The following is a 24,462-nucleotide window of genomic DNA, read 5'->3' on the forward strand; positions in this document are numbered from 1 at the left end:
TGCCGGCAAAAGGCTTTGCCATGCGGGGGTACTATAGAACAGGTTATTGGAAACGAATAGTTGTTTTTAACGGCGTATTATCGGAAGAGCCGCCAATCATCACCTCAAAATCCCCCGCTTCTGTTATCTTTTTCAGATCGCTGTTATAATAAGCCAGCTTTTCTTTATTAATAGTAAAGCGGATGGTTTGCTGTGCACCCGGCTGTAACATCAGCTTTTTAAAGCCTGTCAGCTCTTTTACCGGCCTTACTATATCAGACACCTTATCGCGGATATACAACTGAGCCACCTCTTCACCCGCATATTTGCCGGTGTTGGTGAGGGTAAAGCTTACTACAACAGAATCGTTACCGGAAAATGCCGGCTTACTTACCTGCAAACCTGAGTAGCTGAAAGTAGTGTAACTTAAGCCGTAACCAAAAGCAAAGGCCGGCCTGTTGGTAACATCGATATAAGCACTGCGGTATACCACATTGTTTTCGTTGGTTACGGGGCGACCTGTGTTCTGCTGTTTATACGTAACAGGTATTTGACCTACGTTACGGGGGAAAGTCATAGGCAGTTTGCCGGAGGGATTGTATTTACCCAGCAGCACATTGGCAATAGCATTACCAGCCTCATTACCCAGCCACCATGCATATACTACCGCATCTGCCTGAGCCACTACGGTATCCATTACCAGCGGGCGGCCTGCCATTACCACAGCTACTAACGGCTTTCCGGTTGCTTTTACCGCAGCCAGCAATTGCTGTTGCAGGCCCGGCATACGAATATCACTGCGCGACTTGGCTTCACCACTCATGTCCCAGGTTTCACCAATAGCCATTACCACTACATCTGCTTTGGCAGCAACACTTAACGCCTCTTCAAAACCGTTTTTATCACCGCCATTTACCACACAGCCATTAGCCGTAAGAACGGTAGCGCCGGCGGCATTATTCTTTAAGCCCTGATACAGAGTTACGATGAGATTGGTATCTACCGGATTAACCGTCCAGCTGCCAGCCATATCGCGTCTGGACTGTGCGAGAGGGCCGATTACTGCAATTGTTTTTGTGCCGGATGACAAAGGCAGCACCTGATTGTTTTTCAGCAATACAATGCTGCGCTCTGCTGCTTTGAGTGCTATTGCCACATGCGAAGCATCGTTCATTACCTGTTGCTCGCGCGCTTCATTACAGAAGCGGAAGGGATCATCAAACAAACCCAGTTCAAATTTCTTATATAATATACGGCGCACAGCATCATCAACCAATGCAATATTTACTTTTCCGTTTTTTACCAATGAAGCCAGACCGGCGAGATAAGCTTTGCTTTCCATATCCATATCACTACCCGCAGTAATAGCCTTGAGCGCCGCAATGGTATCGTTGTTTGCAAAGCCATGGTTCACCATTTCACCGATAGAACCCCAATCGCTCACCACAAAACCGGAGAACTTCCATTGCCCTTTCAGGATATCGCGCTGCAGGTATTTGTTACCGGTGGCAGGGATACCATTGAGGGTATTGAAACTGTTCATGAATGTGGCAGCGCCTGCATCTACAGCGGCTTTAAATGGCGGAAGATAGTCCTGCCACAGTTGATGCAGACTCATATCTACGGCATTGTAATCGCGCCCGGCAATAGCAGCACCGTAAGCAGCAAAATGCTTGGCACAGGCCATTACCGCATCGGTACCGCCCAGCTTAGCACCCTGAAAGCCTTTTACACGCGCTTTGGCGGCCAGCACCCCCAGATAGGTATCTTCACCGGCACCCTCCATTACACGGCCCCAGCGTGGGTCTTTGGCAATATCTACCATAGGCGCAAACGTCCAGTGAATACCACTGGCAGCCGCTTCTTTGGCAGCAATATGGGCGCTTTGCTCCATCAGCTCCGTATCCCAGCTGGCAGTTTCGGCCAGGGGTATGGGAAATACGGTTTTATATCCATGTATTACATCCAGACTAAACAGCAGGGGTATTTTCAGGCGGCTTTGCAGGGCCAGCTCCTGTATTTCGCGGGTATCTTTTACGCCCTTTACATTGAGCATACTACCCACCAGTCCGTTGCGGATATCTTCTTTCTGGGTTTTGTTCTGCGCATTTACCGGGCCGGTTACATCTTTTCCGGAGTACTGGTTCAGCTGACCTATCTTTTCTTCCAGCGTCATTTTAGCCAGTAACGCGTTGGTCTTTTTTAATAAAACAGGGTCATAAGACTGCGCATAGCCGGCGGTTGCCACAGCCATACCACAAAGCAAACTACCAATCCACTTCATATACAAGTTGGGTTTCTGAGATAAACAATGGGGCCAAAACTACTTTTTATTACCTGTATTGTATTGCTGTTGCATGGTTTGGTAATACGTCTTTAACACGTCAAATGCCAGTTTCTTCTTACCGGTTTCTGAAATAAGTCCTTTACGGTTAAAGAAATCCTGATAATACGGCTCCTGCCGGCGGGGCGAACGGAAATCGCACAGAATCCAGGGCGTCATTCCCCGCAGTCCCGGCATTTTACCCAGCAATACAAACTGGTTGCGATACAGCGCGGCCTGATACTCCTCGCTCCAGCGGGTATTTTCATCGGCATGGTATCCACCAAGCGCATCACCACCAAACTCTGTAATCAGCACCGGCTTATTGTATTTTACTTCGTACGCATATTTAGTAATATTGGAAGGTACGCCACCCCAGTACCAACCGGCGTATTCATTAAAGCTGGCCAGATCGAGCTTTTCGCCCAGGGGATCATTCACATAAGCCTTCTCTCCTTCCCGGTGTACCTCCAATGCTGCCGACACCAGGCGGGTATTATCCAACTGACGCACACGTGCCACCAGCTTACCCATAAACACATTGCGGGGCTCGCTAACAGGCGTTTCATTACCCACACTCCATACCACTACACTGGCCCTGTTTTTATCGCGGGCAATCATATCTGAAAGCTGCTTTTCTGCATTGGCATAGGTTTCAGGATTTTGCCAGCTGATGGTCCAGTACACCGGCACTTCTGCCCACACCATTAACCCCATTTCATCTGCCAGACGCAGCATTTCCTCGTTATGCGGATAATGCGCCAGGCGCACATAGTTACAATTGAGTTCTCTGGCCCACTGCAGCATCATACGCATATCACCCTGCGAGCGCAGGCGACCGGGAATCAGCGGATTTTCATCATGCAGACATATGCCACTCAAAAACACAGAACGGCCATTAAGCAGAATATCCTGCCCTTTTACTTCTATAGTGCGAAAGCCTATTTTATCAGTAAGCGTATCGCCATTTAACACCAGCTGCACCTGATACAGCTTTGGGTTTTGCGGCGACCACAACGAGAGCTGCTTAGGTGTTAGTTTAATAGCAGCATAACCAGAATCGTTGGTAGTTACCTGCGTTTTAATACCCGCCTCCGGTATCAGCACACTTACCGCCTGGCCTTTACCATTGCCAGCTACGGATACAAAACCTATGATACTTTTGGCATCGGATTTATCCAGTTGAATTTTATAATCCAAAATGTGAGTGCACTCTACTTCCGCCACATATACATCGCGGGTAATGCCCCCATAGTTCCACCAATCGGTATTAATAGTAGGTATTTCATCCTGATGGCGGGTATTATCTGCCTTTACTACTACTGTATTAAGGCCATTAGTCAGCTTATCGGTAACATCAAACTGAAAAGGCGTAAAGCCACCTTTGTGCATGCCCAGCTTTTTGCCGTTGAGATACACATGTGCCTCATAATTTACTGCACCAAAATACAAGAAGTATTTTTTTCCCGCGGCGGGGGCCAGTGTAAACTGCTGGCGATACCATATAGTACCTTCATAAAAAGTAAGCTTTTCTGATTGAGAGTTCCAGTCTGCCGGTACGCGCAGCGTGGGCGAATTATCAAAGTTGTATTCTACCAGATCATTCCCCCTAGCCTTTTTATTATCATAAAAACCACCGGCACCGCTGGCAGAAGCATCGTAGGGCTTATGCCTGTAATCGTAATAGCCGTTTTCATACGGATCTGTAATATAATTCCACCGGCCATTCAGACTCAGTATTTTTCTGCCTGCAATGTTCTGTAGCGGCTCGCTTTGTGCCATTGCTGCAACAGACATCAGCAGCAACAGCCCTGTGAATACCCTTTTTTGCATATTCATGCTATTTTAGTTGTGGTTGATTACGTCCGGCAAAGCACTTTTGCAGCAGGCTATAGACACAACATTATACTACCGGGTTTAACCACCCGGGAATTACTGCAAAGAATTTAAAAGGTACGATCCGATACTAACATAGCAGGCAGCAGAAAAAAGAAAATTTTTAGAAAACAGCAGATACAGACAACTACACAGTACGATACCGCCAAATATGCCCGTATTGCACCTCCATGACGTAAATTTTTTCCAGAGAGCTACCAGGTGTTCCGTTAGAAACACCTGACACAAACCCGGCTGGCGCCTGATAAACTCCCGTTGGAATTTGCACGCCATCAGGAATATTGACTATATCCTCACTCCTGATGTCAAAAACCATTCCTCTGAACGGTAGCGCATTGGCGCCTGTTATAGCTGCATTGGCCACAACAAAAGCATACCAGTTATCGATAAAAGCATCTATAGCTCCGGCCTGACGGTTAACCGGAAACACCCCGCCCATGTTTAAGTTTTTCAGCTTTGTTAAACTGGCAATATAACCGGGCACCGTGGTTGGAAAATTGACACACCTTGTTAATACAAGCGTAGAAAGATTCACCAGATTGGAGAGATCATTTGCCCAGCTTACAATCTGCCCGCAATAAGTAAAATTTAAGTTAGTTAACGTATTACTCATACTATTGATTCTGTCCGGAATGCTCGTCCATGCCGTTGTATTACATCCAAACACAAGCAGCTTGTTCAGCGTTGTCCATTCAACAGGGAAGGGCCCTTCTCCAAACCCGTTATCATTGCCCCCAATCATTCCACCATTAAAACTAAAAGAAGTAAGCTGAGGAAGCGCAACTCCATTTATTGCTGTTAAATTGGCTGCTGTAAAAGACTTGCCTGTATAACCCGGACCACCAATTAATAAGGAAGTAAGATTAGGGTTAATAAATGCGGGCTGCAGATATCCATAATACCTGCTGGTAATTTCAAAAGAAGAGCCCCCTAAAGACAAAGACCTTAAAGCAGGCAAGGAAAACAATGCCGCATCAATATCTGTGATGCGTGCATAAGCCCCTCCCCCACCAAGGCCGTTTGTAGCACCAAACCCAGCCAGATTTCTCATAAGCCTGAACGGAATACCCAATGACTGAGTTTTTGAAAACAACTGACCAGACATGGATATACCGGTAATAACAGACCAGTCTGAGCAGTTGATTACAACTATTCTATCGTTCTTATTTCCATCTGAAAAAACTTTTCCACTATAGTTGGCAGTAGCAGGATTAATATTGACATGCCCGGGATTGTAGAGATTCAGTACCTTACCGGTACTACCCAACGAACTATATACCACGGGCTCAGTACCATCATTATAATTAATAGAAACAGTAAAATTTTTCTGAACGGGTGCTGCTGAAACAAACTGAATTGCACCATTGGGAAAATGATTACCACTAACAATAAAGCTGATGTTTCCACCAAACTGCATCACCTTATTCTTAAACCTTGTTATCATAACATCAGAGATTCTTTATTAAGCAATTAACAGATCAGGCAGGGTAGCTTATTGTATGACCGTATTGCTGCTTTAAAACATATATGCATTCCGCAGCATTAGCGGGCACACCATTGCTTACCCCCTGTACAAACCCTGCAGGCGCCTGCTCTACCCCGGCAACCAACTGCATATTTGTAACAGAGTCGTCTGCCTGGCGGGTACGGATAGTCATATTCCTGAAAGGGCTGGCAGAATTTCCCGTAACAGGTGCATTGGCAACCACAAAACTGTACAGATTGGTATAAAAATTATTCTGCCAGTTTGTATCAGTAGTATTAGCAAGCGTTCCTATAGAACCCAGACTCAACACTTTTAATTTTTTCAACGACGACATCCATGCAGGAATATCGCTGGTAAACTGCGGACACCCCGTAAGCACAATACCAGTAAGATTAATCAGATTACTCAAATCTGTCCATTCCTTTACATATCTCAGATATACAAGATTGAGCGACTGTAAAGTAACCGGCAGATTATTCAGCTTAGCGGGCATTCTGGTAAACAGCGCCAGATTCAGCGAAAACCTCCTGAGATCAGGAAATGTATTCCATACATCCGGATAAGCTCCTTCGCCAGCTTCACTATCGTCGTAGCCCGCAACATAGGAGTATTCGATACCCAATTCCTGCAAAGCAGGCAGTGATGCAGGGTTGATTGCCGAAAAGCCTGTAGCTGCAAAAGGCTTGTTTTTTCCGGTTGCGCTATTACCGGTACCTACTCCATTCCAGACAAGTGATGTAAGTTTAGGATTCAATACATCAGACGGAACATTGCCGTAAAACCTGCTATCGGGCGTAAAAAACTGACCAACTACAGCCAATCCCGTAAAAGAAGGCAATGAAAGTACGCCTGTATCAAACTCTGTAATCTGAGCATAAGGGGGAGCCTGAGACAAATAGATATTCCTTAACCTATTCATCTGATGAAAAGGCGCACTGTACTTCTGAGGCTTTGAAAGATACAAACCAGAGATGTTTAAGGTAACGATAGCCGACCAGTTGGAACAACTAATTCTCACTACTCTGTTCTGCAGATTACCGGTGGCCCATACAGGACACTGATAATACCCCATACCGGGGTTAATATTCAGATTACCTACGTTATAAAGCCGCAAAACACTTGCAACAGATTGAAAGACGAACTTTCCGGTACCATCTCCCGGATCAACTGTAATACTAAAAGGCATTCCCGCCACGCTTACCAACTGTAACGCCCCCGCCAACAGTGAAGTGCCATTAACCACAAACACCATATCACCGCCGTAGCGCAAAAGCCGCTCTTTAAACTTTACTACCATATAACACCGCTTTATACATCCGGTTAACAACTAAACACCTCTGTAAATCCAGGTATGACCGTATTGATTTTTCATTACATAAATCATTTCAGCAGCATTTGCCGGGGTTCCGTTACTACTTCCCTGCACATATCCATCCGGCGCCTTTTCAACACCGCTGACAAGAAACCCTGAGCCCACAGCTACATCCCCACATGTAATGCGCATATTCCGGAAAGGCAACGAAGCCGGCCCTGACAACGCTGCATTGGATACAACAAAACTGTAGAAACTGCCGATAAAAGCTTCCAGCCCGGCAGCATTTCCAAAGCACGCCATAAACGAAAACACCTTTAATGCTGTGAGATTGGTAAAATAAGCAGGCACAGATGCAGGTAACGATGTGGCATGCGATGAAGAAATATTCAGCGTAGTTAAATTAGTAAGCCCGGAAAGATTACCCCATGACACCAATGGGTTACTTCCAAACTCCAGAGCAGTTAATGAAGTAAGGCCATTTATCAAAGCAGGAAAAGTGCTATACAGGTTGTTATTCAAGGCCAGATAAGAAAGTAACCCAAAGCCAGAAAAATTTTCCGGCAAAGCACCATCGACTCCATTTGTATCGCCCAGGGAGTTGGAATCCAAAATCAGCCTATCTAAAGTTGCTCCTAAATGAACCGCCAGCTTATCCAGATTTGACACAGAAAAAGACTTACCGCCCAGGGCAGCCTGCCAGCCAAACGTAAGATACTTCTTACCAGAAAAAACATAATCAGGAATAAAGCCATAGAACCTGGTATCTTTAGAAAAAGCCCCCCTGAATGAAAGAAGGGTAAGGTTTTTCAGCTGCAAAAGGGATGTATCTATATCTGTCAGCGACATTCCGGAAAGCCCCACCGATTGCAGATTAACAAACCTGGAAAACTTAACCGGGAAAGGCTGCGGCCTGTTAAGCGCACCATTAACCTGCAACCCTACTAACAGCTCAGGCTGATTAATTCTTATCCTTACCGTTCTAAGCGAGCTTGCACTGCCTGTACCATACAAATACCGCGGATAGTTTGCACTAGCATTAGATGTATCATCGGTACCAAAGAAAATTCTGTTTGCAGTACCCGATGTAAAAGTAGCACCGGCTCCGTTTCCGTAATCAACGTAAATACTGGCGGGACCACTAAAATTGAGAAATACATTTCCTGCCGGAAACTGCAAACCTGTAAACTGAAAAACCCAGTCGTTACTATAACTAAATATCATTTTTTGATGTTTTAACAACTCTCCTATTTAATCAGGAAGGAACAGTCCACACATGAGCGTATTGCACCTGCATTACATATAACTTTTCCTGTGCATTAGATGGCACCCCGTTACTTACACCCACAACAAACCCTTCAGGCGCTTTATACACACCGGAAGGCACCTGACCCGCAACTCCACCAGAAACAGCATAGTTCATGATCATACCCCTGAACGGAGAAGAGCCCGATGCGAGCGAAGCATTAGCCACAATAAAGTTGTACCAGTTGTCTATTAACGTATCTATCCACCCTACGGGCTGCGTAGCAGCATTGGCAGCATTTGTAAAAGCAACTGTCCGCAACTTTTTGTTAGCTGATAAGTAAGCCGGCACATCACTGGTAAATCTGTTAGCTCCGGCCACCTCCACTAAAGTGAGCTCCGTAAGATTAGTAAGGCTAACAGGCCACGCGACAACCGTTTGCGCACCTGTTAGTCTGATGATTGAAAAGGTGGGAGATGCCATATCGTTATACCGGTCAGGAATTCTGGTAAACAAAGGCCTGTCGAACTGAAGTGCATTTAAGGCCGGCAACCGGGTCCACTGAACCGGAAAAGGCCCCGCGCCCGAGTTATCATCATAATAGTATTGCCCCAGGCCACCAAGGCCCAGTATTTTCAGATTGGGCATAGAGGAGGCATTAATTCCTACCAGATTGGTTTGTATAAAAGACTTTCCCGGAAAGCCATAACTATCAAAACCAATGGTTGTAATATTTCTGTTAAGCATATCCGGCTGAATATATCCGTAATACCTGCTGGATGGCGAGAACATGCCCAATGAAACAACAAACGTATTCAACTTATTCAGTGAAAAAAGAGACTTGTTTACTTCCGTTATAAAGCCATAGGAAGCCTGGCTGGCAGAAAAATTATTATTAATGGATACCAGCCCTGTCATGAGATTAAATGGCATTCCCAAAACCTGCTCTTTAGAAAAAGGAAGATTATTAAAAACAAGCTGAATAATAACCGACCAATTACTACAGGTAATTCTGATAAGCCTGTCATTTCTATTATCCAGCAGCTTTCCGGCATAATTTCCTAAGGCCGGGTTCACGTTCACATTATCGTAATCCAGCAAACGAACCCTATAGATGCCGGCAAAAAGAACCGCATCATACTTTACAGCACCCGCACTATCACCATAATCGATAGTGACAAAAAACGGCTTGCTGCCAACCAGCCCCAGCCCCTCATTGGAAGAAGAAGCACCTACAAAAGGAAACCTCGTTCCCTTTATTACAAACTGCATGCTGCCGCTATAACTGAATATCATCTGTTCCCACTTTTAAAAAACGACTACACTAACAAACCAACGCTACTAAGGCTATTCAGGCTTATAAATCAGCCGTAACCCCAACGCCTTTACATAAGAAGAAGCATCCTTTGACTCGAGCACAAGCCCAACAGGATTATCAACCGTAAAATCAAATGCATCATACTCATAACACCCAGCACCCGAAATATAAGATCCCGTATAGCACGAAATTACCCGCACCTTACTTTCCGAAATACGTATAATACTTCCCTGAAAACGAGTAACAGCACTAGGAGAAGTAGCATTCATTACACCTATCGGCCCCCAGCCACCAATGCTCAAATACACTATCCTGTCAGAAGGCCCAAATCCGCAACTAACTACAAAATCATACTCGAGTACATTTCCATTTTCAGCCAGGGTGTTTGCTGGCAGCGTGTACGAATAAGCCGTAGTGATTGCCGTACCAGAAGTTGTTATCTCATCAAAGGCCTGAAACAAAGTGGCAGGTTGTTTTGAAGAACCAGCGCTGTTACCGGAACCAAACTTATAAACCGAATTATCATCTACGGCAAAATACATATCAGCCCCATTTTTATACCACTGGCCCTGGTACAACGTTTTACTATTAAGTGGGCTTACATTGGCTGTATAATTATTTGCAGCATTGAATGAAGCCGAAGTAATGGCAGAAATAACATCTGTATCTGTAACAAAACCTTCTGCTATTTCCTGGGTAGCAGATAAATCGCCCAGCGCATTCGTCTGCACCAAACGCGGGCTGGCGCCTACAAACAAATAGTTATCCGCGCTGGTAAGCACATCCACAACCTGACCGCCTTTTTGCATACGCGGTCTGCTGTTTGTGTTTTCCATCCAGATATCGCCGTCAGAAGAAGCAGGTGTTGTACCCTGTGGCACCAGCTTAACAACAGGCGCCGAAACCCTTGCAGTAAAAACCTGCGCCTGGGTTTTTACCCATGCCCACCAGGTAGCAACTCTGGATGCTGTGGCAAATTTGGCATTGTCTGTACCCGCCTGCATTTCCGCAGTGGTTGGAATGTTTCCTTGCAGTGCAGTTACCTGCCCCTGCAATTTACCCGGCGCACTTAATACAGTATCACTTGCCGTTACAGCACCTGTTGTAGCGGAAAAGCCGGTAAGTGCAGTTCCTCTGATAGTAGCGGCTATATTATTTATAAAGCCCAGCACCTTACCAAACCCGGTCAACACGGTATCCGAAGCAACGGGCGTTCCGGTACCAGCGGCCAATCCTGTAAGAGGTGTTGCTGCCACCCGCGCAGCAGTATGATACAGATTAAGACTACCCTCCGGAATAGCATCTGTGCTACCTGGCGAAGCAGAGATTTCTATATAAGTACTGCCAGACCAACGATAGGTTTTATTGCTATCAAGTGTAACATATATTTTACCCGTTTCGCCTGTGGCAGGCATAGCAGCAAGGCTTGCCCGCTCTATCACATCATCTACATAGCTGGGCAATATGGAAGAAGGGAGAAGGCCACTTGCATCCAGGCCCGCATAACCATTTGCTATGTTCCTGTTCGTTAATTTTTCCACCTCCGACAAATCCACATCATCACCCACCTTTTGCCAGCTGGCCGGATTACTTAAAGCATTTTCGTTAATGCAACGATACAAGCCACGCCTGGCGGGGTCTGTATCCCACACAGACACTACATGGCCATTATAAATAAAATTAGCTGCTGTAAACGCCAGCAAATCTGCATAGGAAGGGCAGTAAGTACGCGCATCCAACGCACCTTTTTTTGCCACTTCAAAATTTCCACTAAAAGAGAAAGAGCCCAATTCTCTCGCCATAAAATATTATTGTTTAGATGATCCCCCCAAAAGCATTAATGATTGTAACAGGGCGTATTGACTAGCCGAAAAACAAGAATGTAAAATTTCAAATAAAGGCCTCCATTTCAAAATCGCACGTGCATGACAACAAAACAAATGCTCCATTATAACACACCATCCACTCCTTTAAATATTTATTATACAACTGCGCCAAAACAAAAAGGCCGGCGCCCCTTAAAGAGACGCCAGCCCTGATATATATAGAGATACCTGATAAAACAGGTAGTATTTTATTTATGCATTTGCATACTCAACACGCCTGAAGTAGCTATAAACAATATTTACTTTTTCTACAATTATTTCATCCTGTATGGCAATTTTATCTTTAATATTCCGCTCTGCAGATATAACACTGGGATGCATTCTACAGATACGCATTGCAATTTCATTATAGCTTGCATTGGTAAGATTTCTGGCCATATAACAATAAATCTGCCGCGCATCTGTTATCCACTGTGGCTTGTCCCGGGCGCGCAAATGTTTAATATCAACCCGAAGCGCTTCACACACTACAGCCGCTACACTACTTAATGCAAAATTTCCTTTATTCTCAACCAGCCACATTTCAAAATCCGGGTTAGCCGGGAATGTTCCGCGCTCCCGCTTAAGCATATTTGCCATAAACTGCTTTTAGATGTTATTATTAAAAACAACAGAACCGATGACATACTTTAAAGGAAGCGGCCGCTTATTTTTTAAGGTTGTCGTTAAAGACGCCAGGCTTAAAATCTTTATTTCTTGGATTTTATCGCTTTTGCGCCTTATCTTAGCGTTGAATAGGATACAAAGATAATCCAAAAAACAGATACAGTCCAAGAATTTTGTCCAAAAAAATATAATTTGTAATGATTTACCTGAAACAGAATCTCAAACTTCTCAGGGAGCAGAAAGGACTTACCCAGGCTGCATTAGCAGAACTTTTACATATAAAAAAGAATACGTATGCCAATTATGAAACGGGATATTCCAGTCCTGATTTTCAATTACTCAGGTCAATATCCGAGTTCTTTGGACTTCCGGCAGACCAGATGCTATACCAGGATCTGAGTCAGCCGTCCCAAAAACCGGGGCAGCCTGATATTATTCTGCCACAGGCGCAGGAGAAAATAATGCACCGCATACCTCAGGTAATTACTATTGACCAAACAGGAAATGAAAATGTAATGATGGTGCCCGCTAAAGCCCGCGCCGGCTACTTACATGGCTATGAAGACCCCGAATTTATTTCAACACTTCCTACCTACCGTCTTCCAGGCTTAAGCAACGGCACTTATAGAATGTTTGAAATAGAAGGACTTTCCATGTATCCCACCTTTGACGACAAAGACATTCTGATTACTCAATTTGTGGAAAACCTTAACGCATTGAGAGATGACCGCATTTATGTAGTTGTTACCAGAAACGACGGCATTGTTGTAAAAAGGGTATTGAACAGAATAGAAAAAGACAATAAGCTGATATTAAAATCAGACAATTACAAGCTTAAAGATGAATACCCCCCCCTTGTAGTAGACCCGCAGGATGTGTTGGAAATGTGGTATGGGATAGCTTTTATGAGCCGGCAGATGCGCTCTCCCAATGAAATATATACAAGGGTAGCGGATACAGAAGCACGTTTAACGCTACTGGAAGCAGAGTTGCGCAAAGTAAATCTACCTCTAAAGATACGGTAGCGCCTGAATACATAGTTTATCAGATGGAGCCTGTGTCTACAACAGGCTCCATCTGGCAACTATCCGCTATAAAAACTTCTACTCTATTTAAACGGTAATATTTATAGTACATCCATATTGATTTCTTAACACCCATATCATCTTTCCCGCACTATCAACAACACCGTTCTCCACTCCCTGCACAAACCCTTCGGGCTCCGCAATTATTCCATCTACTGCTGTAGGCACAGCAGACCCGGTAAACAGATTCAAAATAAATCCCCGGTAAGGAATACTTCCATTGTTAACACCTGTTTTAGGCGCATTTCTGGTAATCAGATCATATATCAGACTCAGCTTCTTTGTCACGTTTACTGAAGCGGAATTTAAGGGGGAATTAAACGTTACCGTTCTAAACTTTGTGAACGCATCAAAATAAGCAGGAAATGCAGTAAAAGAATTATGAATAGTAGGATGCGCCAAAATCAGTGTAGCCATATTTTTTAGCGCCGAAATATCTCCAAACTCTGTAAATGTTGCACCTCCTGAAATAGTTAGTGTAACAATAGTAGTTAGCAGATTAACGTTGTCCGGAATTTTGGTTACGTTCCAGATATTGAATGAGAAGTTAACCAACTTATTCAGGTTGGCTATAGAAGCTGGTATCTGAGACATTCCTGTAAGCCGGTTAGTGGTGTCGTTAATAATCAGCGACTGCAGCGTTGTTAATCGCGTAATCACCTCAGGAAACTCTGCAAAAGAACATCTGTTCAAAGTAAGATCACGCAACTTAACCACACCGTCCAAACTTGCCGGCAAAGTGGTTACATTTATAAGATCTATAAGCTCCAGCGAAATCAATGAATTCTTTATAGCGCGACTACCAATATGTTCAAGATTTGAGCCTGTATCAGTAAACGATGTAGTACCCGTGGTAAGCAAAGTCAAAGGCATATCCAAAAAGTTAATCGGAACCGCCCTTACCCATGGAGAGTTTGCAGAAAAATTAACGATACGAAGCGTCTGCAATACGGGATTGGTAGAAGCAGTTATTCTATCCAGGTAAGGAATATCCGTTAACGTTCCAGCCGCACCAGATGTAGAAAAAAAAGTAAGATTACGGTGCGCATAAAACAAAAAGTTTAACACCGGAATATTTGTAACACCATTAATGCCTCCGCTATAACTTGTAAGGTTTTCTCTGTTATAACTAATCTTAACAGTCCTTTGCTTAACCTCGCCATCCGGATAGATATACTTTGGGTGATACAAATCATAAAAGGAACTGAAATAGTCGTTTGAGTTGAATACAAACCTATTAACAGACTCGCCCGGCGAAACCACTGAGACAAAAGTTTTAACCACACCATTGCCATAATCTACCGTAATTGCCGTTTGCTTATTAAACTGCAACGCCAGATTACCTACTCCACTATTTACCCCTGAATTATTTGCGATAGCAAAAGGAAAGGTTGCGGACCGGCCTGTATATTCCAGTGTAACAATGCCCCCTATAACCCTTCCCCCCTGCCTTACAATCCGGCCATTTTGCTTCACTATCATTATTCTGAAATTTTAATTCTGATAATGGTATTGTCCAGCACTGCTTCATACTTATACTCACCATTAACACAAAAGCATCCTGCATTCATTTTTTTCCCATTCGCGGGAACTATTACCGGCATATAATTATTGGCAGCAATAAAAGTGGCAGCCACGCAGGCGCTTATAACATCGTTATCGGTAACATAAGCATCTTCCTCTAAAACCGGAATACTTGCCACTAACTCGCCTGAACTGGTAGCATGTACCATTCTAGCTCCTATACCCGAAAATGTTGGACTTACCCAGTTGTTAGCCTGTTGCTTCCAGTAATCAAGATAATCCGTAATACTTTTAACCGTTGGCACCTTTGTTATATCTGTAGCTGTATTTTGAAAATCGGTTAATACAGCTTTGTTACTGATTTGCCCCTGTAGCTTACCCATGCCCGACAACATAGTATCTGTTGCATTTACAGCTACAGTTGATGTGGAGAACCCTGTAAGTACCGCGCCGCGTATGGTAGCAGCAATATTATTTATAAAGCCCAGCACTTTGCCCCACGCCCCAAGCATGGTATCTGACGCTACGGGAGCACCGGCAGTGGCCGTTAAACCAGTCAGCGGCGCAGCCATAGCCCGTGAATCAGAATAATACCGGTTGACACTTCCCTCGGGAATAGCATCTGTACTGCCGGGAGAAGCAGAAATTTCAATATAAACGCTTCCTGACCACCGATAGGTTTTATTGGTATCGGTTGTTACATATATTTTCCCTGTTTCACCAACTGCCGGTAACGCTGCAAAAGCGCTTCGCTCAATTACATCATCTACATAAGATGGCAGTAAAACTGCCGGCACCAAACCATTTCCATCAAGTCCGGCGTACCCATTGGCTACATTTTTGTTTGCCACCTTTTCCAGGCCTGCCGGGCTAATATCATCGCCTACTTTTTGCCAGCTGGCTGCACTACTTAAATCCGCTTCGTTAACACAACGGTATAAGCCGCGTTTTGATACATCTGCATCCCACACAGACACGACATGCCCATTATATATAAAATTTGCTGCTGTAAAGGATAATAAATCTGCATAGCTGGCACAATAGGCACGGGCATCCAACGCCCCTTTTTTGGTGACTTCGAAATTGCCACTAAAAGAAAAAGCACCTGTTTCTCTTGCCATATTAAATCATTAAATCAATTTTACTAATAGCAGCCCTGCAGAGTTACCTACCGGAGCTGCTATTCAGTTGTATAAAAAATCTGAGGGGAGAACATTGTAACAAGCGCTGTACTAAAAGGCAAGCCTTATTTTCAACGCACCTCTATCTGAAGTCTGGTTAACATACCTTTTATATGAAACACCACCTACAGTAGCATCAGAGGCTAAAAAATCGCCCGCTTTATTGGCTCCATCGTACGTATTAGACACAGTATTGAAATACTGCACGCTTTTAAGTGAACGTGCTGCTAACCAGACAGCAGGTATCCAGAAAGTTTGCTTATTGCCGCCACTCTCAGCAACGAGATTCAGTTCTATACCAGTTGCGGTAAGCATCGACACCAGCGTTTGCTCAGTAGCGGTAGTAATAGCGGCAGTTGTGCCCAGTAAAGGATAAACACCCTCAAAAGAGGTGCTTTGAACAGGCGACTCTCCCGCCGCCAGTGGCGATCCAAAACTATCACCATTGCTGTTAAGGGGCTGAATGCCAGCGACATACGCCACCTTTGATTTAAAAACATTCAACCCCTGCAACACAGTATAATTGTTAACAGTATATTGATTGCCAGCCTGCGGCTGCCCGCTATAAGCAACGTTATCTGCATTCATAAACGTATATCCTGTTGCATCACCGGCCCGCGCGCCCTGGGAAGTATTACTCCAGCCACTTTGCACATTACCCCTGTCAAAGTTGAATGTAAGCAGCACATTGACTGTAGAATCAATTTTTCTATAAGGCGTAGCATTATGACTCAACGTAAACGCAGGAGCTGTGATATCAGGATTATATACGGTGGTTAGCAGATTGCGTACAATTGTATTTAATCTGGTTCCACTGCTAATAACGGTTCCTGCTGCTATACCGCCAACAGCTATATTGGTGGTAAACGTCTGATCCATATAAGCATCGGCACCAAGGCTATCCGGCAAATATACTACCGGCACCTTACCACCTGAAAGCGGCGCAAGCGTGCTTCCGCCAGCAGCCGTAATAGCCGCAACAATATCGGCAGGCGTTGCCTTTGTTTGCACCATAGCCAGCAACTGATTATAGGCATTTGCCGGAGGCATGCTGGATATAATATTATATAGTTCATCATTCAAATCAGTACCGGCTATCTTGTCGTTTACATGCCGGTAACTATCCATAAAATCATAAAAAGCCTGCTGATTTGGCTTATCGCCATTCTTAAACAGCGACTTTAACTGGTTAACTGTTTTTACTGACATTATCCCATTCTTTTAACGTAAACAACTACTGTATAGGGCTGCATGTTATTGTGTGGCTGACCGCCCCCTGTGCTACCAGTAAATGAATTGCCACCTGGCACCATAACATCCCTGTCATTTGCATTATCGGACCTTCCTGCCTGATAAGCAAGTAAGGAGTGATTGTGTGACGGCATCTCACTGATCGTTAGGCCGTGCATCCTTTCCCCACCCTGAGACTTCTCTGTTCTATAAGACAGATCTGTAACGTTTGTAACAGCATTTCCATCAAACCAATACCCCACCGGCACCCTGCCTTGCATAGCCTGCATCAGCTGAAAGCCTTTCATTTCCCACTTGCCTATTCCGGTTATATTCTCAAACCGGTCAGACTTTGTTTCGTACATCTCAATCTTTCCCGGCTTTGTAAGGGCCCGGTTCATCACATCAGCGTATCGCTGACTGGTATAGGGATCGAAAGAGATAAATAATCCGGAAGCCGGCTGATCATTAACATAAGCGCCATCTTCTTTCAAAAAAACCGGATACCGACCTGAAAAAGCGGGTGCAGCCATGAGTTTACCTTTAAACATACAAAAGCCGGGCGCTATAGTTAATGCAGAGGATGCCGTATTCACTGCGCTTACTTCGCAACCAGAAAGAATCACTTCGTTTTCAACCAGCAAGCCTTTCAACACCGTTTGCACATTATATGCAAAGTCTTTTAGCGAGTCGCCAAAAGGCAAACGCACAAAGTCTGCAAAAGGAGTGTTGCCTGTTGCAATAGTAGATAGCTTAGCACGCTTTTGTAAATAAACAGACTTTTGCTCCCCATCTTCAAACTGCTCCGTTGCAGATGAATTTTCAATGGTTACATAATCTGCTTTAAGACTGGCAGAAAATGGCAACACCTCACCATTCATCACCAGCCAACCATCACTAACAGTTCCATTCTGCTCTACACATCCGCTTAAAATAAACCGGCTGCCCAAAAATCCTCCCACCGCATCCAGCACATCACCATACGCCTTCTGCATGTAATCCAGGGTATCCTGATATATATACAAGCCCCCGGCTTGTGAAAAATCGATTGTCTTGTTCATTATTAAAATGTTTGCACTTGAAAAGTCCGGCTCTGCACAATATGAAAGCTTACAAAAGCGGTAAGCTCACTTACATCAAAGGGCACACCGGCAGGCACCCTTATAATAAAATCCACGGCAAACTGGCCTGTCTGTTGCTTTGAATACAATACGACACCATTTCCTGCACCACGCCTTTGCAATACAACCGGCTTATTTTCCGGGTTGAGATATATTGGAAACGGATCATACTGCCGCGCCCGCACAATGCGGATTCTTCTGTCAATGTAGTCAAACCTGTCATTTAAAGCCGCTTCCAGATAACATACCTGGTAGTTGATACGTAAGCGATAGTCAACATTCTTAACATATGCCAGAAAGCGCGTATGCAAATCATTAACAGGCGCAAGCAAAGCATATAACAGAGCCATTATTTTCTTTCCCCTGATGTTAACAGGTAAGAGCCACGTGGCCAGCTTCTTCCATTCGACGTTGTAAATATTATTGGATGGCACTTTGCGGTAAATATTCGATGATTAAATCTGTTTCTGCATCAAAACGTAACCAACCGGCATCCGGCTCGTACAACTGACTGATAGCTGAGAAAGGAACGTTGCCATAACTTGCAGCACACTCCAATACTTCCGGAATAATTATTCCTTCCACTTTTTGCACATGATCTATGTGATAGGTAAGCGCATACACGCCACTAAATTTCATTCCATCAACGAGAAAACTTTTAATAGCCGTTCGCACCACATCGCTACCCTGACCATCAAGCCGGTTGCCATTGCCATCCAGAATCAACGGATCATACCTGATACGCCACTTCATCCGCAACTTATCAGGCACTTCACTGGAGATTACGAGGTTATCACCTGCCGCTTCTATGCGGCTGAAGTACGCGTTGATTGCGGCAATTTCTTCCTCCGACAAACGGGCCAGGTCTTCACCATCGTAGCCAGCCAGCTTCAACTTCAACACAATTCTTCCATAGGCATTTAACTGCCTTACTACGGCCGCATACTTTACAACCTTACTTGTCTCAATCTGCTCATCGGTATATCCGGTGTTATCAAAAACATCTGTTTCAGGCCTGATAGGAAAGCCGTATTGAAACGCCAGCGCCTTATTGGCATACCACTCTTTGGTTGGAGGCTTTAATGCTTTAATATCATTTTCTGTATCAGAACGGTGCACATCAAAAATCACCTCCAGCGACCAGGTACAAACTGCCACAATGTAAATAAGCAAACGCTGTATGTTTACCTTGCTCCAGGCAGCCGGTACAACCTGGTAACCGGCCGCCGCCATTTCAGTAACATATACGTTGGTTATATATGCCTGTATTTCATTAATTGTTCTTGCCATATTCAGCTAACTTTAAAATCTAAACCAATAGTCCAGTAAGCAATCCCTTCCGGCATTATAATATCTGAAAACTGTATTTTACTGGCAGGCCTGTCTGCTTTGTCATTGAAAACTGCAACAACACTTTGCTTATCGTTATCAGCAGCAGGCACTTCAATCACCACCCCCTCAGCAATATCATCCGTAATACTGATGCCATTTAACATAGCTATCTCTATAATACGTCCCAGATCGCCATTTGTCTGTATTGAGATATCTGCCAGCGTTTGCCCTTCAAGCACCTCTACTTTCATAAATAAGAAGCTTTAACTTTTAAACTTTTGTTTTCAAAGACAACCTGCCCAACCTCCATTCCATCTGCACTGAACTGAAGCCTTACCTCTCTTAACAACGCAGCAGGATTTTCGCTTTCGAGATATTTAAACGCACCTACGCAGGTATCCGGACTTTCTTTAAAAGCCCCCTTGCTGCATAACAATAGCAACTGCTGGTGCTGCACATCACTCTCACCCAAAACAAAATCTCCGGTTGTTTCGCTGATTAACAAGTCATTAAACTCGTCAAGTATTAAATCAGTCATTGCTATTGTATTTTACCAGTAACAGAATTGCCGGCTACAGCATAAGGGCCTGCAATCAGCCCTACGCCCGGCACATTTAAAATTGCGTTAGTCTGCAAATGAGTGATAATTTCAGTAGCTACCCCTTTCCAGAATTTCCTGCGGGCTTCATCAATGTTATCAATATCTACATCATTAAACTCATTTGCTTTATCGTACAACTGCTGCCCTAACAAATCTGCATTTAGTGCCATTATCTTAAAATTTTCTTTACTTTAGTTAATGCCTGCTGCAGCTTTACATAATCGGGGTTTCGCCCCTGCACTACAACAATACCCATTGCTGCTTCAATTATTAATTCAATCACCTGCAAAAGCGAGTCCTCACCCTGCTGCACCAGCAACCCCGATTTATCCTGCTCTAAAACAGTTTCAGCTATCTTTAAACGCCACTTGTCGGCCTCTCCCGTTGCTACTATCACCCAGTCATCATCATTTTCAACACGAAGCGCCAACGCCCATGCACCTGGTTTAGGAAATATGGTCAGCGCTTCTTTTCCATCCAAAACGGGTCGCAGCCGCACCTGGTAAAACTCAACACCATCATCATCCTCCAACGTACAGGTCATCTTGTCTTCATCCACCCGCTTCACTGTTGCCAGCAGACTGGGCCTCGGCCCCACTTTTGCAGCCAGATTGAATAGCGCTTCTCTAATGTCTTCGTGTAATCCCATCATTTATAATTTTACACCTACACCTACCTTCTGCCTGCCACCCGAGGAGCTGAAAGAACCTTCCACGCTTTCAATAACATACTTTCCAGCCCGTTCGATATATCTCGCATCCCTGATCACCGAAACCATATTCAGATCACACACAGGGTCTAAAAAACAGGTAAGCTTTCCGGAATAACCTTTATGATATTCTTTGGTTTGTATATCCTTGTGCAGCTTCTTCAAAAAATCTGACTCAGGATCAACTCCCACCACCACAAAGCTTTTTTTTCCACCTTCCGCGGGCGCCTCCACTTTCTTTTTAACGCCTGTAGACTTTCTTACCTCCAACGTAATATTGACTTTGGTGTCAGACTTCGACTCATCAAAATCCAGCTCCTTATCTTTAATCACATTCCAACCCAGCCGATGCACCACTTCCTGCGACCTTTTAACATCCACATATCTTAACCCTACATACAACTCGTCAAAATTGAAGTAGGCTGTGAGAAGCATGTTTTCTTTCAGCCACTCCAACACCTTTACGCCAGACAGGCCTGCCATAGGCGCCTTTATCACAGGAATGTGAGGAATTTGCGCGCTCAACTTTACTCCGGTACCAGCTACCACATCTTCAAGTATTTTACGCACAGTAGTATGCTCGTAGTTCTTTTTCAATGTTTTCTTATCGGCCTGGAGCTGATAACTATATCCCTCACACTCAATTTCCAGCGGAATGGAATAGTTTATCTTTTTTACAAACCCCTTAAACCGAACAGAGTTATTGCCATTATAACCACAGGCAATTTCAACCGGCATTCCCTTTTTGAATAGCATCCCGGAAGAAACAGGTAAGCCGTATTGATCTCCTCCTTTTTTCAAACGCCCAACACCCGGCATCGTTATTTTAGCACTGTCTGCGTAGTTATCTATGCTTCTGTTCCAACTAACGCTGGTGCATTTAAAAGGCTTAAAATCGCCTATTGTAATATTGTTGGTCATTAAAAACATATAACACTATTTCGATTCTAACGTAAATACTGTATCGCTCTCCAATTGCATACTAAACGGCCTTACATGATTACGCCCACCCTTCACTTCCGGAAAATCAATGCTTTCAATAACCACCCTGTCATCTTTACCAATAAAAATATCCGTTAAAGCATTACTCATTCTTACTGCATAATTCAACTCATAAAGCGTTTTGAGTGCCATCAATTCGCTGTAAGGCCATACACGTTTCTCATCAATTACAAACCCATTCAGTGAAATGGAATAATCTTCTATATTGTATTGCTCTTTCACCGTGCCTCTCCGTTCAGCAAGCGGCGTTTTGACAATTGTTTTTTTAGAAGAAATTTTAACTACCGTATAGGGCAAAAACAGGTTTCCTTCTTTTGAAATTTCTGAAGGAACACCCCAGAACCGGGTGGGCAACCATATTTCCACACCCGCAAATGATGTTCGCAGTTCCGAGCTGTGACCATCTGTAAGCGGCTTTTCATTCATAGTTGCCAGCCACAATTCCGAAGGATCTGTTTTATCCGGCAGCCACTCCTTTACAATCGCAGGTTTAGTACCAAACGTATCTTTATACAAATCCTGTAGTTCAAATATTATCGATCCCATACTATTGCATTTTTGCCCCACTGTTTAAAATACGCAGATACAATTGCCCCATCCGATCTTCCAGCTGGCTTAGCCCTTCCTCCAAAGCATTCACATGGATTTCTATTTTATCCGCAAACCTTACCCCGTTGATATTAATTACACGCGGACCACCTGAGGTAACATCTTTGCCAACTTCCCTTCCAACATCTTTTGCGGTATCGGTGGGTTTGAACGTCATAGTGTTGCTATCCGTTATACCTCCCGCACTTACAGATGCGGCACCTTTGGATTCAGGCTTTAGCACCCCGCGTTTATCCCATCCATTATCTAATTTGGCAAACCCATTCCCTATCTGTAAAAGCGCAGCCGCCCTGTCCTTCCCACTCTCATCCAGATAATTCTTCCTGTTCTTTTCCAGTTCTTCAATACGAGTTTCCGCCTCTGTTTTAATGCGCGCCGTCAACAACTCCCTGGCCTCATCGCCATGTCCTGTTAACGCCAACCTGATCGCCTGGGCTACATTTCTTGCAAACTGAATGGCACGCTGGCCGAAGTCCTGCATTCCCAGCCAAGCCCGGCTCAGATAGTAAACAATACCTTCGTAAAAATCCCGGAAGTCAAGAATAACCGACTTTACAAAACCTTTAATAATCTCCCAAAGCCCCTCAAGCATAATCCCCCATCCTTCATACTTCCTTGTAAGTGCAGTAATCCATACAATCAAACCCACTACCAGTGCTATAATCAGCGCGATCGGGTTAATCATCATAATTGCATTCCACAATTCTGTTGCAATTGCTACACCTTCTGTTGCAATCGCCATAGCCACCTGCGAAAGCACCGCCCGTTCTGCAATAAGCGTATACACGCCCCAGGCAGCCGCTACAGCAATTATCAACTCCTTATTATCCAGAAGAAAGCCTGCCAGCGCACCCATGCTATCCAGAATAGGCAACAATGCCTGCCCCAGCTTTATCCTAAGCGTATCCACCCATTGTTGCAAAAGCTGCATCTTCGCAGCTGGCGACTCTGCTGCAAGGTTTAATCCATCGTAAAACTCCCCACCACTTTTTGTAGCATCTTTTAAGGCTACATCAATCATGTCAATCCCAATGGCCCCTTCCCTGAATTTCTTCATCACGGCACCTTCATCCATATTCATGGATTCTGAAATTTGTTTAATTGGATCAAAGTGTCCGGTCCGGAATTGCTCAAGGCTTTTTTCGTCGAGCTTTCCAGATGCCTGCACGGCCCCGTAAGCACCTGTGAGGTCCGCCATCTTTCCTGCATCCCCTCCGCTTATGTCTCCAAATGCCTGTATTAACGGCAACACTTTACCATTCCCCCCCCCCTGTACCTGCAAATCAGCGGCTGTTTTAAAAACTCCTCTGCCCAGCACCGTATGTTCTGCCATATCATCAAGGCCGCTCGCCAGCTTCTCACCCTCTACTGCGTTATGCGCCAAGCCAATCACATTATTCCTGGCCGCATTGTACTCCCGGGCCATATCCATAGATTCCGTTACCAGATCTCTGAGCCCGTTAACAGCCTGCAACGCCCACGCCCTTGCCTGCCCCGCAAACCTACCCGGCCCGTTTCCGTGAGCCGCATTTCCACCTACCGCCGCTCCGGCCGCAGGAGCAGCAGGGATATTGGCAATTGCTCCGACTGCCGGAGTAGCAGGGATATTGGCAATTGCACCGGCAGCCCTTTGTGCTGCCTGATGCAATTCTTCCATATCATCCACTGCATCACTTATCCCGCTATCTTCAAAAGTCTGCTTCATTGTTTCTCCCAGGCCAGGCAGTTCATTATTTAAGGTCTGGAACCTGGAAATAAGTGCATCCAGTTTTTTAGTGGTGTTCACTATATAATTCTGCACTTTGTCAAAAGACTTTTTTGCGTGCTCTGCAAACTCCGCAAGACCACTTCCGGCTATGGACCTTATGCTAACAAACAGTTCAATTACACTACCGTTCATTTTAAAAATGTTTCAAGTGAATTATTAAGGCTGTTTTCCGCTTCCATTTTCCTTATGGTTTTTATATGTGCCACTTTCAGCACCAGGGCCTCATCAGAAAGCAGCGATGCATCACG

22 protein-coding genes are annotated in these 24,462 nt (G+C 44.5%); 1 reads left to right on the forward strand and 21 read right to left on the reverse strand.

The genetic code is table 11. The features are described 5' to 3' along the window. Positions 1-43: 43 nt before the first annotated feature. From bglX to IEY13_RS23065, 8 genes are all read right to left on the reverse strand, one after another. Positions 44-2,263 (reverse strand): beta-glucosidase BglX, encoded by a 2,220-nt coding sequence (gene bglX / locus IEY13_RS23030; RefSeq protein WP_229687975.1) that lies wholly within the window; start codon positions 2,261-2,263, stop codon positions 44-46. A gap of 39 nt (positions 2,264-2,302) precedes the next feature. Further along, the gene (locus IEY13_RS23035; RefSeq protein WP_229687976.1) at positions 2,303-4,141 is read right to left on the reverse strand and encodes a glycoside hydrolase family 2 protein; all 1,839 of its coding nucleotides are present in this window, start codon (positions 4,139-4,141) and stop codon (positions 2,303-2,305) included. Between the two features lie 184 nt (positions 4,142-4,325). Further along, entirely contained in the window at positions 4,326-5,303 is a 978-nt protein-coding gene (locus tag IEY13_RS23040) for a leucine-rich repeat domain-containing protein (RefSeq protein WP_188956663.1), read from the reverse strand. Positions 5,304-5,676: 373 nt separating this feature from the next. Then, on the reverse strand, positions 5,677-6,981 hold the full coding sequence (locus IEY13_RS23045; RefSeq protein ID WP_188956665.1) for a hypothetical protein: 1,305 nt from the start codon (positions 6,979-6,981) through the stop codon (positions 5,677-5,679). A 30-nt stretch (positions 6,982-7,011) separates the two neighbouring features. Further along, the gene (locus IEY13_RS23050) at positions 7,012-8,220 is read right to left on the reverse strand and encodes a leucine-rich repeat domain-containing protein (RefSeq protein ID WP_188956666.1); all 1,209 of its coding nucleotides are present in this window, start codon (positions 8,218-8,220) and stop codon (positions 7,012-7,014) included. 31 nt (positions 8,221-8,251) lie between these two features. Next, complete coding sequence (locus IEY13_RS23055) at positions 8,252-9,538, reverse strand: hypothetical protein (RefSeq protein ID WP_188956670.1); 1,287 nt, start codon at positions 9,536-9,538, stop codon at positions 8,252-8,254. A gap of 51 nt (positions 9,539-9,589) precedes the next feature. Beyond that, the gene (locus IEY13_RS23060; RefSeq protein WP_188956672.1) at positions 9,590-11,362 is read right to left on the reverse strand and encodes a hypothetical protein; all 1,773 of its coding nucleotides are present in this window, start codon (positions 11,360-11,362) and stop codon (positions 9,590-9,592) included. A gap of 276 nt (positions 11,363-11,638) precedes the next feature. Next, complete coding sequence (locus IEY13_RS23065) at positions 11,639-12,025, reverse strand: helix-turn-helix domain-containing protein (protein ID WP_188956674.1); 387 nt, start codon at positions 12,023-12,025, stop codon at positions 11,639-11,641. A 224-nt stretch (positions 12,026-12,249) separates the two neighbouring features. Between IEY13_RS23065 and IEY13_RS23070 the strand changes: the two genes are divergently transcribed. Further along, positions 12,250-13,077 (forward strand): XRE family transcriptional regulator, encoded by an 828-nt coding sequence (locus IEY13_RS23070; RefSeq protein WP_188956676.1) that lies wholly within the window; start codon positions 12,250-12,252, stop codon positions 13,075-13,077. Between the two features lie 87 nt (positions 13,078-13,164). On the opposite strand, the gene IEY13_RS23075 is transcribed toward IEY13_RS23070, so the two are convergent. The 13 genes from IEY13_RS23075 to IEY13_RS23135 form a co-directional block, all read right to left on the reverse strand. Continuing rightward, positions 13,165-14,619 carry a leucine-rich repeat domain-containing protein gene (locus IEY13_RS23075; protein ID WP_188956678.1) on the reverse strand — a complete coding sequence of 485 codons (1,455 nt, stop codon included), beginning with the start codon at positions 14,617-14,619 and terminating at the stop codon, positions 13,165-13,167. Continuing rightward, the gene (locus IEY13_RS23080; protein ID WP_188956681.1) at positions 14,619-15,782 is read right to left on the reverse strand and encodes a hypothetical protein; all 1,164 of its coding nucleotides are present in this window, start codon (positions 15,780-15,782) and stop codon (positions 14,619-14,621) included. The genes IEY13_RS23075 and IEY13_RS23080 overlap by 1 nt, the downstream gene beginning before the upstream one ends. Before the next feature lie 111 nt (positions 15,783-15,893). Further along, positions 15,894-17,051 (reverse strand): hypothetical protein, encoded by a 1,158-nt coding sequence (locus tag IEY13_RS23085; RefSeq protein ID WP_188956683.1) that lies wholly within the window; start codon positions 17,049-17,051, stop codon positions 15,894-15,896. Beyond that, entirely contained in the window at positions 17,051-18,133 is a 1,083-nt protein-coding gene (locus IEY13_RS23090; protein ID WP_188956685.1) for a hypothetical protein, read from the reverse strand. Before IEY13_RS23090 ends, IEY13_RS23085 begins: the two co-directional genes overlap by 1 nt. 2 nt (positions 18,134-18,135) lie before the next feature. Continuing rightward, positions 18,136-18,543, reverse strand: a complete 408-nt coding sequence (locus IEY13_RS23095; protein ID WP_188956687.1) for a hypothetical protein — start codon at positions 18,541-18,543, stop codon at positions 18,136-18,138. A gap of 70 nt (positions 18,544-18,613) precedes the next feature. Next, complete coding sequence (locus IEY13_RS23100; protein ID WP_188956690.1) at positions 18,614-19,483, reverse strand: hypothetical protein; 870 nt, start codon at positions 19,481-19,483, stop codon at positions 18,614-18,616. A gap of 2 nt (positions 19,484-19,485) precedes the next feature. Next, positions 19,486-19,776: a hypothetical protein gene (locus IEY13_RS23105; protein WP_188956692.1), complete on the reverse strand. Its 291-nt coding sequence runs from the start codon at positions 19,774-19,776 to the stop codon at positions 19,486-19,488. Further along, the gene (locus tag IEY13_RS23110) at positions 19,773-20,063 is read right to left on the reverse strand and encodes a hypothetical protein (protein WP_188956693.1); all 291 of its coding nucleotides are present in this window, start codon (positions 20,061-20,063) and stop codon (positions 19,773-19,775) included. The genes IEY13_RS23105 and IEY13_RS23110 overlap by 4 nt, the downstream gene beginning before the upstream one ends. A 2-nt stretch (positions 20,064-20,065) precedes the next feature. Further along, positions 20,066-20,296 carry a hypothetical protein gene (locus IEY13_RS23115; RefSeq protein WP_188956695.1) on the reverse strand — a complete coding sequence of 77 codons (231 nt, stop codon included), beginning with the start codon at positions 20,294-20,296 and terminating at the stop codon, positions 20,066-20,068. Continuing rightward, a complete protein-coding gene (locus tag IEY13_RS23120) occupies positions 20,296-20,778 on the reverse strand; it encodes a hypothetical protein (RefSeq protein ID WP_188956697.1) in 483 nt (160 codons plus the stop codon). The genes IEY13_RS23115 and IEY13_RS23120 overlap by 1 nt, the downstream gene beginning before the upstream one ends. Continuing rightward, positions 20,779-21,756, reverse strand: coding sequence for a hypothetical protein (locus IEY13_RS23125; protein WP_188956700.1), 978 nt, complete (start codon positions 21,754-21,756; stop codon positions 20,779-20,781). A 15-nt stretch (positions 21,757-21,771) separates the two neighbouring features. After that, entirely contained in the window at positions 21,772-22,383 is a 612-nt protein-coding gene (locus tag IEY13_RS23130; protein WP_188956702.1) for a DUF6046 domain-containing protein, read from the reverse strand. A gap of 1 nt (position 22,384) precedes the next feature. Continuing rightward, the gene (locus IEY13_RS23135; RefSeq protein WP_188956706.1) at positions 22,385-24,346 is read right to left on the reverse strand and encodes a hypothetical protein; all 1,962 of its coding nucleotides are present in this window, start codon (positions 24,344-24,346) and stop codon (positions 22,385-22,387) included. Between the last annotated feature and the right edge of the window lie 116 nt (positions 24,347-24,462).

The organism is Filimonas zeae (genome assembly GCF_014641615.1).
Lineage (GTDB): Bacteria > Bacteroidota > Bacteroidia > Chitinophagales > Chitinophagaceae > Filimonas > Filimonas zeae.